General features: G+C 48.4%; 13 protein-coding genes. 6 read left to right on the top strand and 7 right to left on the bottom strand.

Annotation, left to right across the window (positions count from 1 at the left end):
* Positions 1–6: 6 nt before the first annotated feature.
* On the bottom strand, positions 7–1,125 hold the full coding sequence (locus PJK55_RS11225) for a GTPase (RefSeq protein WP_271305866.1): 1,119 nt from the start codon (positions 1,123–1,125) through the stop codon (positions 7–9).
* An 80-nt stretch (positions 1,126–1,205) separates the two neighbouring features.
* Between PJK55_RS11225 and PJK55_RS11220 the strand changes: the two genes are divergently transcribed.
* Entirely contained in the window at positions 1,206–1,595 is a 390-nt protein-coding gene (locus tag PJK55_RS11220; RefSeq protein ID WP_271305865.1) for a VOC family protein, read from the top strand.
* Positions 1,596–1,688: 93 nt separating this feature from the next.
* Positions 1,689–2,489 carry a formate/nitrite transporter family protein gene (locus PJK55_RS11215; RefSeq protein WP_271305864.1) on the top strand — a complete coding sequence of 267 codons (801 nt, stop codon included), beginning with the start codon at positions 1,689–1,691 and terminating at the stop codon, positions 2,487–2,489.
* Positions 2,490–2,539: 50 nt separating this feature from the next.
* Here the strand turns inward: PJK55_RS11215 and PJK55_RS11210 are convergent, their stop codons facing one another.
* From PJK55_RS11210 to PJK55_RS11185, 6 genes are all read right to left on the bottom strand, one after another.
* Entirely contained in the window at positions 2,540–4,012 is a 1,473-nt protein-coding gene (locus tag PJK55_RS11210) for an alanine/glycine:cation symporter family protein (RefSeq protein ID WP_271305863.1), read from the bottom strand.
* Positions 4,013–4,280: 268 nt separating this feature from the next.
* Positions 4,281–4,448: a hypothetical protein gene (locus PJK55_RS11205; RefSeq protein ID WP_015880321.1), complete on the bottom strand. Its 168-nt coding sequence runs from the start codon at positions 4,446–4,448 to the stop codon at positions 4,281–4,283.
* A 1-nt stretch (position 4,449) separates the two neighbouring features.
* A complete protein-coding gene (locus PJK55_RS11200) occupies positions 4,450–4,653 on the bottom strand; it encodes a YwbE family protein (RefSeq protein ID WP_015880320.1) in 204 nt (67 codons plus the stop codon).
* A gap of 57 nt (positions 4,654–4,710) precedes the next feature.
* Positions 4,711–5,049 (bottom strand): hypothetical protein, encoded by a 339-nt coding sequence (locus tag PJK55_RS11195; RefSeq protein ID WP_271305862.1) that lies wholly within the window; start codon positions 5,047–5,049, stop codon positions 4,711–4,713.
* A gap of 54 nt (positions 5,050–5,103) precedes the next feature.
* Complete coding sequence (locus PJK55_RS11190) at positions 5,104–6,759, bottom strand: glycoside hydrolase family 13 protein (protein ID WP_271305983.1); 1,656 nt, start codon at positions 6,757–6,759, stop codon at positions 5,104–5,106.
* Positions 6,760–6,888: 129 nt separating this feature from the next.
* Positions 6,889–7,650, bottom strand: coding sequence for an alpha/beta hydrolase (locus PJK55_RS11185; RefSeq protein WP_271305861.1), 762 nt, complete (start codon positions 7,648–7,650; stop codon positions 6,889–6,891).
* 375 nt (positions 7,651–8,025) lie between these two features.
* Between PJK55_RS11185 and PJK55_RS11180 the strand changes: the two genes are divergently transcribed.
* The 4 genes from PJK55_RS11180 (at position 8,026) to PJK55_RS11165 (ending at position 15,675) form a co-directional block, all read left to right on the top strand.
* Complete coding sequence (locus PJK55_RS11180; RefSeq protein WP_271305860.1) at positions 8,026–11,532, top strand: lamin tail domain-containing protein; 3,507 nt, start codon at positions 8,026–8,028, stop codon at positions 11,530–11,532.
* A gap of 98 nt (positions 11,533–11,630) precedes the next feature.
* Entirely contained in the window at positions 11,631–12,833 is a 1,203-nt protein-coding gene (locus tag PJK55_RS11175) for an NAD(P)/FAD-dependent oxidoreductase (RefSeq protein WP_271305859.1), read from the top strand.
* Between the two features lie 45 nt (positions 12,834–12,878).
* Positions 12,879–13,532 carry a hypothetical protein gene (locus PJK55_RS11170; RefSeq protein WP_271305858.1) on the top strand — a complete coding sequence of 218 codons (654 nt, stop codon included), beginning with the start codon at positions 12,879–12,881 and terminating at the stop codon, positions 13,530–13,532.
* 133 nt (positions 13,533–13,665) lie between these two features.
* Positions 13,666–15,675, top strand: a complete 2,010-nt coding sequence (locus PJK55_RS11165; RefSeq protein WP_271305857.1) for a catalase — start codon at positions 13,666–13,668, stop codon at positions 15,673–15,675.
* The last annotated feature ends 30 nt before the right edge of the window (positions 15,676–15,705 follow it).

Here is a 15,705-nt window from a genome sequence, read left to right as displayed (position 1 = left end):
CCCCCTTTATGAGTTGAGCGTTTGCCCTAGCTGACGCATCTCGCGCTCAAAGCCACGTCGAACCTCTTCTTCAATCGTTTGTTTCACAGATGTGTATTGCTGGTCGATGGCCTTTTTGATACCTCGTTCTGCTGTTCGGCGCTTGAATGCCCAGTAAATAAAATGCACTCCAGGAATCATTCCGAGAACCATCTTTCGGACCGTTTTTCCGAACGAATAGTCAAATCCAAGTTCGACTCGTCTCGTTCTAAACAAATGGTCTGCTTGCTCACCGACTAATGGGTACCGTTGCATGAGTTGAATATAGTGACGTACCCCTTCTGCCATCGCATCTTCTGTCGTCACGGCCGCCTGCTCGAGCGTTTTCTCTAAATCTTTTTCAATGTTACGGGCTTTCCAACTAATCATCGCCTGTGGGGTGAGCATACGGATTTTTTCTGCCGAGTCGATACTTCGAATCCGCCAATCTTCCAACTCTTCTAAAAGATGATTCGTCAAATTGATGGGAAGTTTTCGTTCAATGTCTTTCCAAAGGTTCGTTCGATTCCGTTTCCATACGTCTTCGTAGCCTCTTACCGGGACACGTTTCCCGGTCAGTAACTTCTTCTCGACACTGTTGACACGAATGATGTCCCCTTCATCGATTGGCAGTTCACGTAACAATACCCGTTCCATCGCTTCTGCCTTCTGCACACTCATCGGGTCTTCTTCATTAAAGTTGGTCAGAATGAGGGTGACGTTGCTCCCCCGTTCATATAACGGCTTTAAAATCGCCTCAAGCTCGTATGCCTCAACACGTCCTGACTGCACGGACAACAAGTAATAGATGGTGTGAAACCATTCTGCGATATCGAGCGCCCCTTCGCGCTGATGAACGATGGATAGGATGGCTTGATGCCACTCTTCGGAACGGTCTGCCTCGAGCCCCCACGTATCAAAGAACCGAAACAAGATCCCCCGTTCTAAATCGTAATACTCGTACTCATGAAGCCCTTCTGCAGTGACCGGACTTCCGGCACGCGATTCGGCGACGTCATGTCCATATATATAATTGATGAACGCACTCTTTCCGACGCCAGTTTTCCCGGCAATCAAAATATTTGAGACGAGCCCTGTCCGATCCATACGCTTCCTCCCCCATTCGTTGTATAGTTCAATTATACCGAATGGAGCAAGTTCAAACGTCCATCGAAAGGATGATTCTCATGCTACACCATATCGAACTATACGTATCCAACCTAGATGACAGTGTACGCGCTTGGGAATGGCTTCTCTGTGACCAGCTAGCGTACACGCTTTATCAGTCGTGGCCAGAGGGTCGAAGCTATCGTTACGGCGATACATATCTCGTGTTCGTTCAGACAGAGGAAGACCACCTCACTCCGTCCTACCATCGAAAAAAGACCGGACTCAATCACTTGGCGTTTCATGCCTCATCGCTCACACAATTAGAAGAAATCCGACAACAACTCACGTCACACGGTTTTCGTGAATTGTATGCTGACCGTTTCCCTCATGCAGGGGGTCCGAACTATACCGCACTGTTTTTTGAAGACCCAGACCGCATCAAAGTTGAACTCGTGGCAACGATGTGAACGGTTTCTTGAGAACTTCTTGAAAGTTTGTGAAAACAATTGCAAACTTTATGGCAACCTCCTAGACTGAAAATGTCTAAAGGAGGTCTTCTCATGGAAAAACAAGTCATCGACTATATGGAAGAAGCCGCATTTAAAAAATCGTCATTGCTTCAGCAATCATTTTCGCAATACATGTTACGTTCGATTATCGCTGGTTTTTTGATTGGGATCGGGGTCGTCTTTTCGTTCACGGTCGGAAACATGTTCATCAACGTGCCAGGCACGATGCTCATCGCCGGTGCGAGCTTCTCGGTCGCGCTCGTCTTCATCGTCTGGATGGGTGGAGAACTGTTTACGAGTAACACGATGTATCTCTATACCGGGGCGAAACGAGGTCGTGTCGCTTGGTTAGACTTAGCAAAAATATGGGGACTCAGTTGGTTCGGTAACTTGATTGGCGCTGTCATCCTGTCCTTACTCGTCATCGGTGCCCATAGCATGGGAGAAGTGACGGGTGACCATTTACTAGCCGTCGTCGCAGCGAAAAAAATCGGTGGAGATGCCATCGCGATTTTCCTGAAAGGCATCTTATGTAACGTGCTCGTCTGTTTGGCCATTTTTATGCCGCTCAAAACAAACAACGATGTTGCGAAGATCATGCTGACGATGATTCCAGTCGTCGTATTCTTTGCTGCCGGGTTCGAGCACTCGATTGCGAACATGGGCGTTTTCGCGCTTGCGCTACATTATGTACCGTCGGACCTTATTAACTTCAGCGGTGCCCTTTACAATCTATTCTTCGCTACACTCGGTAATATTGTCGGTGGTGCGTTGTTCGTTGCCGGAAGTTACGTATATTTAAATAAATCGGTGACGGAGCAAGCCGTCAAACCGATTCGTCAACGCGCATAAAAAGACAGGGACCCCGATTAGCAGGGTCCCTGTTTGTTGCATTTCACGAATTAAGATTTTGAAGAATCAGCAGCGGCTGCCTGAACAGAACCTTGTGCCACTTCGTCTTCTTCCACGTCCCAGCACTCTGTGTTCTCGATGCCGAGTTTACGAGCAGAGAAGCGTGGGTTGAGACCTTGAGCACGTTGCTCTTCGTAGTCTTTAAGAACTTTGAAGGCAACGCCACCGAGCAATGTGATTGCCGCGATGTTGATCAATGTCATCCCTGCCATGAAGAGGTCAGCGAGGCTCCATACAAATCCGAGGCTTGCGACCGCTCCGATGAAGACGAATGCCATTGTTGCAAGACGGAATCCAAGGACTGCACCTTTACTCTTCTTGATGAATTCGATGTTCGTTTCACCGTAGTAGTAGCTTCCTGCGATTGAGCTGAATGCGAACAAGAAGACGCTGACGGCGATGAATGCTGGAGCAAGTGCCCCGATTTGTTCAGTCAAAGCGTTTTGAAGAAGGACGATCCCTTCACCGTTCCCTGAAGCATAGCTGTCTGAGAGAAGGATGATTGCTGCAGTTGCCGTACAAACGATCAATGTATCCAAGAATACACCGAGAGCTTGAAGGAAACCTTGTTTCGCTGGGTGCGATACTTCAGCAGCAGCTGCTGCGTTTGGTGCAGAACCCATACCAGCTTCGTTCGAGAAGAGTCCACGACGGACACCCATTGAGATTGCAGCACCGATTGAACCACCGACCGCTTCGTCTAAACCGAATGCGCTTTGGAAGATCATCGCGAAAACAGCTGGAAGTTCAGCAAAGTTTACAACGACAACGTAAAGTGCGATTGCAAGGTACAAGACAGCCATGACAGGTACGACGATTGCCGAGAAGTTCGCGACACGTTGTACACCACCAAAGATGACGATACCAGTAAGAACAACTAAGACTGCTCCACCGATGACTGCATCGACGCCGAACGCGTTATCGAATGCTGCAGCGATCGTGTTCGATTGAACTGAGTTAAAGATAAGACCAAATGTGACAGCGATGAGAACCGCGAATACGATTCCGAGTGCACGGTTGTTCAATCCTTTTTCGATGTAGTAAGCTGGACCACCGCGGTACGCAACATCGTCTTTCACTTTGTACACTTGAGCCAATGTACTTTCGATCATGGCTGTTGCTCCACCGAGAAGGGCAACGATCCACATCCAGAAGACCGCTCCCGGTCCACCGAGTGTGACGGCTACCGTAACCCCTGCAAGGTTACCTGTACCGATACGAGTCGCTGCACCGATGAAGAACGATTTCATTGGCGTGATACTCTTTCCATCTTTCGATGGTGTCACGTCCGATTTATCTGTAACCGTCCGGAACATTTCTTTTAAGTAACGGAACTGCATAAATCGTGTTTTGACCGTAAAGTAGATCCCGGCTCCGACGAGCACGGCAATCAATACGTACGACCATAAAATGTTGTTCAAAAAGTCGACGCTTCCCTGTAACATACTTTGAATCGCTTCCATGAATAAGTTCCTCCCTGTTGTGTGAATCTGAAGTTGAGAATTTTTTATGATGTCTTAGTTCTGAATTATACAAAGATTCTGACAATTAGCAATATTTTTTTTATAGGTGATTTCACTATTTTTTCACATGATTTAAGCAAGATTCCTTATTTATAAGCATTTAAAGCGCTTACATAAAAATGTTTAGAAATATTAAATCATGAATATATTTATTGATGATGAAACGCATATTCAAAAAAACAACCACTCTTTTCGAGTGGCTGTGAGCTTAAATACCAGTACGTTTCTTCTGGTTATTTGGTTTTTTCGTCAATTGGCTCGTCAACGGTTTTTGTTTTGTACCATGTAAACCCGTCGGAACCTTTGTCTGGTTCTGTTTCTTTTCTGCCAGCTTTTGTTTCATCGCTTCTTGAAAAGATAGTTTTTTCTCACTCATCTTACTCACCTCCAGCTTCGATCACTTTCACACGACCGACCTGTCCATCGCTCAAACGCACTTTGATTCCGTGCGGATGACGTGGCGAGTTCGTCAATATATCTTGAACGACGCCTTTCGTCAGCTTCCCGCTTCGTTGATCTTGTTTCAAAACGATTTGGACATGGAGCCCTGGGCGAATGTCAGCACGTTTCGTTCCATCCATACCCGACACCCCTTTCCATTTAGTCAATCTCTATCATATGCTCTTTTCCCTTATTTGTCACAGCCTATTCCAGATCCCGATTTGTCGCATCGGTTCCGTCATGTAACTTTGATCGGTCTGTAGCGTCTTCTCCGGAAGAGGATCATGAAACGCAATACGGACTCCCCGATGTGAGAAGATGACATCAATAACCTCGTTTCCGTCTATATCGCGAAGTGTCGCTGTTCCTCGAAGAGCATGAAAAGCTTCCGCGAACGCTTCCGCAAAGCTGAGATACGCTGTCACGGATGTTACAATCCAGCTTTCCCCAATCTTTAAGGTTAATCGTTCACGAGTGGCACTTTCGATCACGACGTATACAGAATCATTCCCATTCGAAAATTCAATCGTATGCATCCTCACCCCACCTCTCATTCAAAAGAGGTACCTCCCTAGGAAGGTACCCTTCTATCATAAACGATATAATCGCGCTGCGAATGGTCGTAGCATGAATGTCTCAGTATCAATCGTCTCCGGATCGATTTCATTCGTCATGACAAGTGTCGCACCCGCAATCTCTGGAATGGTCACTTCTGCCGGATTCGCGGTCAAGTTGACGACCACGAAGAATCGATTGTTCTTAAATGTACGTTCATAGACGAAAGCCTGCTTATGCTCTGGCAAGACATCACGATAACGACCGTACGTAAACGTATCTTCGGCCCGGCGAAGACGAATCATTTCCTTGTAGAACGAGAGAATCGAGTGCTGATCGTTTCGCTGTGCCTCGACGTTGAGTGTCTCATACTCTTCGTGAATCGGCATCCATGGGGTTGTCGTCGAGAAACCGGCATGCGGTGACGCATCCCATTGAATCGGCGTTCGCACGTTATCACGGGATGTGCCCCATACTTGCTGCATCGAGTCGACTTCACTCATCCCGTTCGCAATCCGTTCGAAGTATTCATTCTTCGTCGCGACGTCATCGTAATCATGGATGGATGGAAGCGGTACGTTCTTCATCCCAATCTCTTGTCCTTGGTAAATAAATGGTGTCCCGTGCATAAAGAAGTACATCATCGCGAGCGCGGTCGCACTCTCCCGCCAATAATGATGCTCATCCCCAACGAGCGAGACCGCCCGCACCATGTCATGGTTTTCAATATATAGCGCGTTCCAACCCGTCTCACGTAAACCTTGTTGCCACTTATCGAAGATTCGTTTCAACTCGACGACATCGAGTGGGGCCAGACGTGACCGCCGCATAATGTCGACATGGTCAAAATGAAACGCCATATTCATCGCGCCGTTTTCTGGACCCATCCAAAGATCCGCTGCTTCCGGCTCGATCCCGTTCGTTTCACCGACCGTCATAATATCGTATTTCGAGAACGTTTCCCGCTTCATCTCTTGAAGATAGTCATGGATGCCGTCGATGTTTGAATACATCGAGAACGCCGTAACGACCGGCTTGCCGTCCGGAGATGGAAGCATTGTCCCGGTCGGCATCTTTTTAATGTGACTGATGGCATCGACACGGAACCCGTCCACCCCTTTATCGAGCCACCAGTTGATCATGTCATAGATAGCCGTCCGAACTTCACGGTTCTCCCAGTTCAAATCCGGTTGCTTCTTCGAGAAGACGTGTAAGTAGTATTGATCGGTCTGTTGATCGTATTCCCAAGCTGAGCCACCAAAGATACTCGCCCAGTTGCTCGGTGGCGCACCGTCTTTTCCATCTCGCCAAATGTACCAATCCCGTTTTGGATTATCTTTAGAGCTTTTCGATTCAAGGAACCACGGATGCTCATCCGATGTATGATTGACGACGAGGTCGAGCAACAGTTTCATGCCACGTGCATGTACGGCCTCTAATAGCGCATCGAAATCTTCCATTGTTCCGAACTCTTCCATAATGTCTTGATAGTCACTAATATCATATCCGTTGTCATCGTTTGGCGACTTATACATCGGACAAATCCAAATCACGTCAATGCCAAGGTCTTCTAAGTAATCGAGCTTTTCGATAATCCCACGTAAATCCCCGATTCCATCCCCATTCGAATCTTTGAAACTTCGTGGATAGATTTGATAGGCAATCGCCTCTTTCCACCATACGCGACTCACTTCTGTTTGTTTTGTTTGGCTGAACAACGTCTCCATACGGCACGTGCCTCCTACAATAAGGTATGATTCACATCTACCATAGCACTAGTGCAAGCGTTTGCAAAGAATCAGCTCACAAAAAAATGCAGTTTACACTGCATTTGAATGAAGCGCCCCAACTTGTTCACAAAAAGTGGCGATGAGCTTCGATAAGTGTTTCCAATCATTGTCCATCGTCGCGACGTGATACGAGTTCGAGAGCACCGCATATTCTTTTGTACCTTGCAATTGATCGAACAACCAAATCGAATCGGTCGGTGGCACGACGTTGTCGACTGCCGAATGGATGACATATACCGGCACATCAACCGCCCCGACGTGCGGGCGTACCTCGTCAATTAACGCCAGCAATTCCCGAATCGCCTTTGTCGGCACGCGGTCGTAGACTATCTCGTATACATCCTCTGCTAGAATGTCGGGCGCGTCCTCATCGATGAATCGACACTCGGTATCAGACGCATGACACGCATACCCAGGTACGGATAAGGCTGCATTGATTGTGACGATGGCATCTACCTTTTCTTCAAGCGCAGCTTTGAGCGCTAGCGTCCCACCCATTGATTGACCGACGACGATGACCGTCCGACACGACTCGCGCAATCGTTCAATACCTTCGATGACGCTCTTATACCAACATCGATGCGTTGAACATCGAAAATCTTCCGGATCTGTCCCATGCCCTTTCAAACGCGGAGCATACACCGTAAAGCCTTGTTTCATCAGCTCGATCCCGACATCTTGCACACTTTGAGGCGTTCCATTAAATCCGTGACAAAGCAAAATACCAATTTCGTTTCCTTCATAATAAAATGCGCCTGCTCCAGGAATGACTGGATAGTTGATCGCTCTCATTACTGCCTCCTTTTTAATTCACACTTAACCGATATAATTAATTCGTATTAGAAGAGTGTAAAAGTTATCGACCCAACCGTCAAGTTCTTCATGTTTCGTTTACCTTGTCATTAAACTGTAATCATAACTTCGTATTTAGTGGATTGAGTTCTGACGTCTGCTTGGTTATGTTTAACATGTAGTTAAAAACTTGGGAAATGTGTTTGTCATTTTTGACAATACACGAATAATTTTTCAAGCGATTCGTTAAAAGGAAAGTAATGTAAGCGTTATCATGTTGTTTTTTGATAAAAAGGAGGGGTATTTGTACTCAAATTATGATGGCGCACAATGGGGAAATCGGGTTACATAATTACATCCAAGGGAGACTTACACATGGGGAAACCAACACAATCATTTAAGACAGTCACTGGCCTCGCTTTGTCGGCAGGACTCATCGTCAGTAGCATGACGCCGATCGCGGCAAATGTACATGCCGAGACGTTGAATGCTTCAGACCTTTTCATCTCAGAGTATGTAGAAGGCTCAAGCAACAATAAAGCCATCGAGTTGTTTAATGGAACGAACGCGACAATCGACCTTTCTGCCTACAAGATTGAACTCTATTCAAACGGTGGCACGACTGCCGGAAACACATTGAATTTGACGGGAACACTCGCACCAGGAGCTACATATGTCATTGTGAACGGTAGTGCGTCAGACGCATTGAAAGCGAAATCGGATACGACGAGCGCTGTGACGAACTTCAACGGAGATGACACGATCGTCTTGAAAAAAGGAGACACTGTTCTCGATGTCTTCGGTCAACTCGGTGTCGACCCAGGTACGAAATGGGGAACGACCGTTGCGACTGCAGACCAGTCACTCATCCGTAAAGATACGGTCACGCGTGGCGACAGTGACGGAAGCGATGCTTTCGATCCTGCTGTCGAATGGACATCGACACCACAAGACTCGTTCGATAACCTCGGGGCGCATACGTTCCAAGGCGTCGAGTACGGCGATGGCGGTACGACAGAGCCACCTGCACCGGTCACACCGATTTCAATCGCAGACGCACGGACAAAAGCAGAAAATGAGACGGTCACTGTAAAAGGAGTCGTCACTGGAAAACTCGCGAACACGATCTCGATTCAAGATGCGACAGGCGGTCTTTCTATCCGACCGACGTCCCTTGCGGTCAACGTTGGGGATGAAGTCGTCGTCACAGGCGTTGTCGGTTCGTATCGTGAACTCTTGCAATTGAACAGCGCGGTCGTCGTCTCGAAACAAGCAGCGACGCTTCCTGCTGCACAAGTAGTGACGGGAGAACAAATCAATGAAGACGTCGAATCAGAACTCGTAACCGTCAACAATGTCACGCTCACAGGGAGCGGTCAAAACTTGACGGCAACGGACGGAACGAAAGAGTTCATCGTTCGTGACGAACGGGGCATCCTCGATTTACAGACGGATGTGAACTATTCATCTATCACAGGAATCGTTCAGCAGTTTGACGATGCTTATCAAATCATCCCGCGTGACCCAGCGGACACGGTCATCGATACGTCGGTCCTTCGCCCGGCCGTCGCAAAACCAGGTGCCGGCACGTTTGTCGGACCGCAAGACATCACGCTCTCAACGACGACGGCAAACGCCGAAATTTTCTATACACTCGACGGATCTGATCCGAAAGAGAACGGGACTCGTTACGAAGGTTCGATTCGCATCGAAAACTCGACGACGCTGAAGACGGTCGTGAAAACAGGCGACACGTTCAGCGCTGTCTCGACGTTCTCATACAAGATCACAGATAAGATTCGCATTCACGACATCCAAGGAGCGAACCATACCGCTCCGATGAACGGACAGACGGTTGAGGGCGTCGAAGGAATCGTCACGTCTACTTTCATCTCGAGCGGGACGACGTATTACTTCATCCAGACACCGGATGCTGAAGCCGACAACGATGCACGCACATCTGAAGGGATTGTCCTTTACGGTGGACGTTCAATCGCTGGTATTCAAGTCGGTGACCTCGTCAAGGTGAACGGGAAAGTGAGCGAATACGCGATTGAAGGATATAGCGATCGCCAACAGACGGACATGAAGATGACGCAAATCGATACACGCAACGGAAAAGTTGAAGTCGTCGCGAGCGGTGTGACACTCCCGACTCCGATTACAATCGATGCTTCAAACCTACCGACAGCGTTTATCGATAGTGATAACCTCGCTGTCTTCAACCCGGAGAAGGACGCGATTGACTTCTGGGAAAGCCTCGAAGGCATGCGCGTTCAAACGACCAACTTGAAATCAGTCGGACCACAAGAATACGGTGACCTCGTGACCGTGCTCGAAGATACGCCAACGGAGACTTACAATGGTGGTGTCTTATTGAAAAAGAACGACGCAAACCCGGAACGCATTCAATTCCGTCTCGAACCGAACGCAGAAGCGCGTGACTTCGATGTCGCGACTGGCGACCGTTTCAACGGACCAATCGTAGGTGTCGTCGGCTACTCATTCGGAAACTATAAGATTCAAGCATCGCTCGAAGACATGAAAGCTGCCTTTGTCAAAGGGGATGCGCAGCGTGAGAAGACGTTCATCGAAGCAGAAGAAGATCAATTGACGATTGCGTCTTACAACTTAGAAAACTTCTCGAACAACATTAAAGAAACATCAGATGAGAAGGCGCTCAAATTGGCAAAAGCATTCGTCAATGAATTGAACAGCCCTGACATCATCGGCGTGACAGAAGTACAGGACAACGATGGACAAGACAAAGGTGCGGGTTCTGCCGCTGATCAAAGCTATCAACGCTTGATCGACAACATCGTCGCTGTCGGCGGGAAAACGTATAAGTACGTCAACATCGACCCTGAGAACAACCAAGACGGTGGTGCACCGGATGCCAACATTCGTGTCGGTTTCTTGTATGACCCTGCGCGTGTATCGTTGACGGATGGAATGCCTGCTGGTGACGCGACGACGGCAGTCGGATATGTTGACGGGAAGTTGACGCACAACCCGGGACGTATCGACCCGACGAACGAAGCGTTCAATCGCTCACGTAAACCGTTGGCAGCTCAATTTGATTTCCAAGGTGAGAACGTGATTGTCATCGCGAACCACTGGAACTCAAAAGGCGGCGATACTGGATTCTTCGGTTCACAACAGCCGGTCGTACTCGGAAGTGAAGTACAACGTAAGAAGATTGCACAAGTCGTCCACAACTTCGTGGCGGACGTGAAGACGAAGAACCCTGAAGCGAACGTTGTCGCACTCGGAGACTTTAACGATTTCGAATTCTCGGATGCACTTCAAATCTTTAAAGGTGACTTGATGACGAACATGGTCGAGAAAGTCCCTGCTGTTGACCGCTACTCATATGTCTATCAAGGAAACTCACAAGTACTCGACCACATCCTCGTGTCGAATCGCTTGGCCGCTTCTACGAAGATTGACATGATTCACGTCAATGCGGACTTCACCGAGATGTCAGGTCGCGCGAGTGACCATGATCCGGTTCTCGCACAAATCGACTTCACTCCAGAACCTGAAGTGGAATTGACGCGTTACACGGTAGAAAATCATCCAGCCGCTCGTCTCGTCCTTCAAGAGGACTTTATCGGTGTGACGATTGGAAAAGGAACAAACTTTAAAAACGGAATCTTTGTCCGTGGCGCTTACACGGAATTGACGGGTGATGCGTTGAAAAATGTCGTCGTTCAAGTGAAACCGAAAGAAGCCGGTGCCATCATCGACTTCAAAGGCGCAACAGTGAAAGAAGTGATCGTTGACGGAAAAAACCTTGCCGAGATTCGCGGGGCGAAAAATGTCCAGCGCATCACGTATGCGAAAGGTGCTTCTCCATCATCCATCATCATCAAGAAATAACATGTTGAAACGCAGACACATCGTCTGCGTTTTTTTGGTTTCAGCTCCCTTGAAGCGGGGATAAAAAGGAAGATGCTGAATCATGGAGGATGAAACTGATGGAATTGTATAACGGAGATTTATATTGGCCAACGACCGAATCAGATGACGTGGTGTTGCAACAACCTGAGAAAAAAGAGCAGTATGACGTGCTCGTCATCGGAGCCGGAATGTCGGGAACGCTGACAGCTTACACGTTGCAACAGGATGGTGTGGATTTCGCGGTGCTCGACGGACGAAAAGTCGGAACAGGCAGCACGTCGGCCAACACCGGTCTTATTCAATATTCAAATGACATTATGTTACATGAACTCGCCGAAAAAATCGGAGAAGACGCGGCGGTACGCTTCTATCGTCTTTGTCTCGATGCCGTCGAATCACTTGATCAAGTAGCGGAAGATGTGGGGGCAGCCGATATTTATATTCGCCGGGATAGCCTTTGTTTTGCGAGTGAAGAGGCCGATGTTGCCAAATTGAAACTTGAGTATGAGATGCTTTCGAAGCATGGTTTTGAAGTGGAATGGCTCGATCGCGATACATTGCGTGAACGTTTCCCATTCGACAAACCGGCGGCCTTGATCACAAAAGGTGATGCCGAAGTCAATCCGCTCACGCTCAGTCGTCAAATCATTCGTCACTTATCGAAACAAAACGTCCCGATTTTTGAAGAAACATCGGTAGATGAAGTCGTTTCAGAAGGCGAAGGATGGATTGTCCTCACTTCAAACGGTACATTCAAAGCAAACAAAGTCATTTTTGCGACGGGTTACGGTCCTGCTCCCCTACTCGATTCTCATCGGATCGATTTGAACCGTTCATACGCCATCGCAACGAATCCGATTGCAGAGTTCAGCGATTGGGAAGGACGCGCACTCATTTGGGAGACGAAACGACCATACCTATATTTACGTACGACTCCGGACGGTCGGATTATCGCTGGTGGCCTCGACGAAGACAAGGCAGAGACGCCTCACGATGAGGCACTCATGAACGACCGGGCTGAACGAGTGAAGGAGAAAGTTGCAGAACTCTTCCCGATGTATGACCTTGAAGTCGATTATGCCTGGGTCGCCTTGTTTGGAGAATCGGTGGACCAACTCCCGTTCATCGGAGAGCACCCGAATCGACCGAATTTGTTTTACTTGCTCGGATATGGGGGAAATGGGACGGTGTACAGCATGCTCGGCTCTCGCATCCTGAGCGCCCTCGTTCGTGGTCAGCATCATCCAGACGCTGATCTCGTTCGGCTAGATCGAACGTAACCCCTATTCTTGGGGGTTGTTACATATTGAAGGAGTGTTTTTGGATTGAAGAAAAAAAGAAAAGCAAGATGGGTGTACACGTTTCGCCGACTGATCGTGTTTCTCGTCCCTCTTGGCTGCGCCATCTGGTTTTGGCCAAACGAGTCGACACCCACCACGCAATTAAAGTCTGAACAAGTCTCTATTTCCGAGGAAATATACACGATCGAAAAGCGTTCACCTGTTGTAGAAGATGATGTGACTCGATATGAATATGATGTTGTGGTGCATGGTGAACCAAGTACGGATGAACTTCAATCCATTAGCCATGACGTCATCGAGAACGTCCAACAGTCCGACCAATTCCAGGCCGCCTTGTTACGATTTTATGATGACGCCGCCTATATCGGGACAGAACCTCCACTCGGTGAGGCCGTATTCGCTCCTGAAGGCGACTATGCGCTTGCCGACTGGGTCGAACCTGGTCAAACAGACGAGATGATGTTCGGCTGGCAGCTTCGTGAGAAAGAGTGGTCGACGAAACTGACTGGAAAAGAGATTCAAATCTGGGCGTTGTGGCAGGAACAATATACGAAACAGGACCCAGACGACCCGGACGTGAAATCAAAAGTGACGCGAATCGTCTCCAGTGAATATGATCTTGACCCAAAAATCGTGCAACAAATCGTCTTGAAGCAGCACGTATGGGCCGCGCTATAAGTGAGTTACCCGTTTGTGTGAAATCTCTCTTTTTTAAAAAAAGAGGGATTTTTTTATTTGGGTTAGGGAACACCGATACAGTAGGTCAAAACGTGACTTACAACGGTCAGTCATACTTAAGGGAGGCAATCACATGGGGAACAAGAAAGAAGAGCAGTTAAAACAACATACGATTGATAACGAACAACAAGCAGGCTTGACGACGAACCAAGGATTGAAGATGGCGGAAGATGAATTCTCACTGAAGGCAGGGCGCCGCGGTCCGACCTTGATTGAAGATTTTCATTTCCGGGAGAAGATGACCCACTTTGACCATGAGCGGATTCCAGAACGGATTGTCCACGCTCGCGGCGTTGGGGCACACGGAGAGTTTCACGTATATGAACCGCTCGCCGACATCACAAAAGCTGATTTCTTGAACGATCCTTCGAAGACAACACCGGTATTTGTCCGTTTCTCGACCGTCCAAGGCTCGCGTGGGTCTGCGGATACAGTCCGTGACGTACGCGGTTTTGCGACGAAGTTTTATACAGACGAAGGGAACTACGACCTAGTCGGAAACAACATCCCTGTCTTCTTTATTCAGGATGCCATCAAATTCCCAGACCTTGTCCATGCTGTAAAACCTGAACCGCATACGGAAGTACCGCAAGGGGGAAGCGCGCACGATACGTTCTGGGACTTCGTCGGACAAAACCACGAGACCGCTCATATGGTCATGTGGGCGATGAGTGACCGGGGAATTCCACGTAGTCTACGCATGATGGAAGGTTTCGGGGTCCATACGTTCCGTCTCGTGAATGCGGAAGGAAAGGCACATTTCGTCAAATTCCATTGGAAACCGAAGCTCGGTGTCCATTCACAAGTATGGGACGAAGCTCAAAAAGCAGTCGGGAAAAATGCGGACTTCCACCGTGTCGATTTGTATGAAGCCATCAACAAAGGCGATTATCCGGAATGGGAGCTCGGACTCCAACTCATCCCTGAAGAAGATGAGTTCAACTATGACTTCGACATTTTAGACCCGACTAAACTGTGGCCCGAGGAAGAAATCCCTGTGAAACTTGTCGGGAAGATGACACTCAACCGAAACGTCGATAACTTCTTCGCCGAAACCGAGCAAGTCGCCTTCCATCCGGGACACCTCGTTCCAGGAATCGATTTCTCGAACGACCCGCTCTTACAAGGGCGCTTGTTCTCTTATACAGATACGCAACTCTCGCGTCTTGGTGGACCAAACTTCCACCAGATTCCGATCAACAAACCCGTTTGTCCGTTCCACAACAATCAGCGTGACGGCATGCATCAAATGGCCGTCCACAAAGGACAGACGAGTTATCATAAAAATGCGCTCAATAACAATCAGCCTGAACCCGTACCAGCTGACCAAGGCGGATTTGAGCATTATCAAGAGAAAGTCGATGGACATAAGATTCGAGGACGCAGCGACAGCTTCCTAGACTTCTATTCACAGGCGAAACTCTTCTATAACAGCATGACCGATGTCGAGAAGCAGCACATTCAAGACGCCTGCAGTTTCGAACTCGGGAAATGTGAGTCGGATATGGTGAAAGAGAACGCTGTCGATTTATTAAACCGGATTGACCGCCATCTCGCCGAGGTAGTCGCGGATAATTTAGGCGTGCAAGTACCTGAAGAAAACAATGAAGTCCAGTCAGACAAGACGTCCCCTGCCCTCTCGATGGCGAACACGATCAAAAAACCAGACACGAAGAGCGTCGCCATTCTCCTCGCCGGTGACGTGGATGCGAATCAAGTGAAGCAATGGGTGAAGCGTCTCGCCGACCACAACGTCAACTATAGTCTCGTCGGTAAGAAAGCCTATATGCTCGGTGATTTGAAAGTAAAAGAGACGTATGACACGGTCGACTCGAGCCTCTTCGACGCCGCCTTCTTGGTGAGTGCCGCAACCTCGGTCGAAGATGACGTCCTCGAGTTCATCGAGAACACGTATAAGCACTATAAACCGCTCGCCCTGCACGTGCATCATCAAGAAGCACTCGCAACATGTCGCGTGAAGACAGACCAGCCTGGCGTCTTCACGTTTGATGCGCATAACCTCGATGGATTCGATACGTTCATCGACGGAATCGCGACCGCCCGCTTCTGGGACCGCGCTTAACGATACCACTCGACTCGATTCACGAGTCGA

The organism is Exiguobacterium sp. MMG028 (assembly GCF_027947425.1).
In the GTDB taxonomy this organism is placed as follows: domain Bacteria; phylum Bacillota; class Bacilli; order Exiguobacteriales; family Exiguobacteriaceae; genus Exiguobacterium; species Exiguobacterium aestuarii_A.
The sequence above is the reverse complement of the archived record's forward strand: the minus strand, read 5'-3'. Positions and strand labels throughout refer to the sequence as shown.

What these genes read in the sequence shown, in the direction of transcription:
- PJK55_RS11225 (WP_271305866.1), bottom strand. Translation starts at nt 1,125, where the DNA reads ATGGATCGGACAGGGCTCGTCTCAAATATTTTGATTGCCGGGAAAACT.
- PJK55_RS11220 (WP_271305865.1), top strand. Translation starts at nt 1,206, where the DNA reads ATGCTACACCATATCGAACTATACGTATCCAACCTAGATGACAGTGTA.
- PJK55_RS11215 (WP_271305864.1), top strand. Translation starts at nt 1,689, where the DNA reads ATGGAAAAACAAGTCATCGACTATATGGAAGAAGCCGCATTTAAAAAA.
- PJK55_RS11210 (WP_271305863.1), bottom strand. Translation starts at nt 4,012, where the DNA reads ATGGAAGCGATTCAAAGTATGTTACAGGGAAGCGTCGACTTTTTGAAC.
- PJK55_RS11205 (WP_015880321.1), bottom strand. Translation starts at nt 4,448, where the DNA reads ATGAGTGAGAAAAAACTATCTTTTCAAGAAGCGATGAAACAAAAGCTG.
- PJK55_RS11200 (WP_015880320.1), bottom strand. Translation starts at nt 4,653, where the DNA reads ATGGATGGAACGAAACGTGCTGACATTCGCCCAGGGCTCCATGTCCAA.
- PJK55_RS11195 (WP_271305862.1), bottom strand. Translation starts at nt 5,049, where the DNA reads ATGCATACGATTGAATTTTCGAATGGGAATGATTCTGTATACGTCGTG.
- PJK55_RS11185 (WP_271305861.1), bottom strand. Translation starts at nt 7,650, where the DNA reads ATGAGAGCGATCAACTATCCAGTCATTCCTGGAGCAGGCGCATTTTAT.
- PJK55_RS11180 (WP_271305860.1), top strand. Translation starts at nt 8,026, where the DNA reads ATGGGGAAACCAACACAATCATTTAAGACAGTCACTGGCCTCGCTTTG.
- PJK55_RS11175 (WP_271305859.1), top strand. Translation starts at nt 11,631, where the DNA reads ATGGAATTGTATAACGGAGATTTATATTGGCCAACGACCGAATCAGAT.
- PJK55_RS11165 (WP_271305857.1), top strand. Translation starts at nt 13,666, where the DNA reads ATGGGGAACAAGAAAGAAGAGCAGTTAAAACAACATACGATTGATAAC.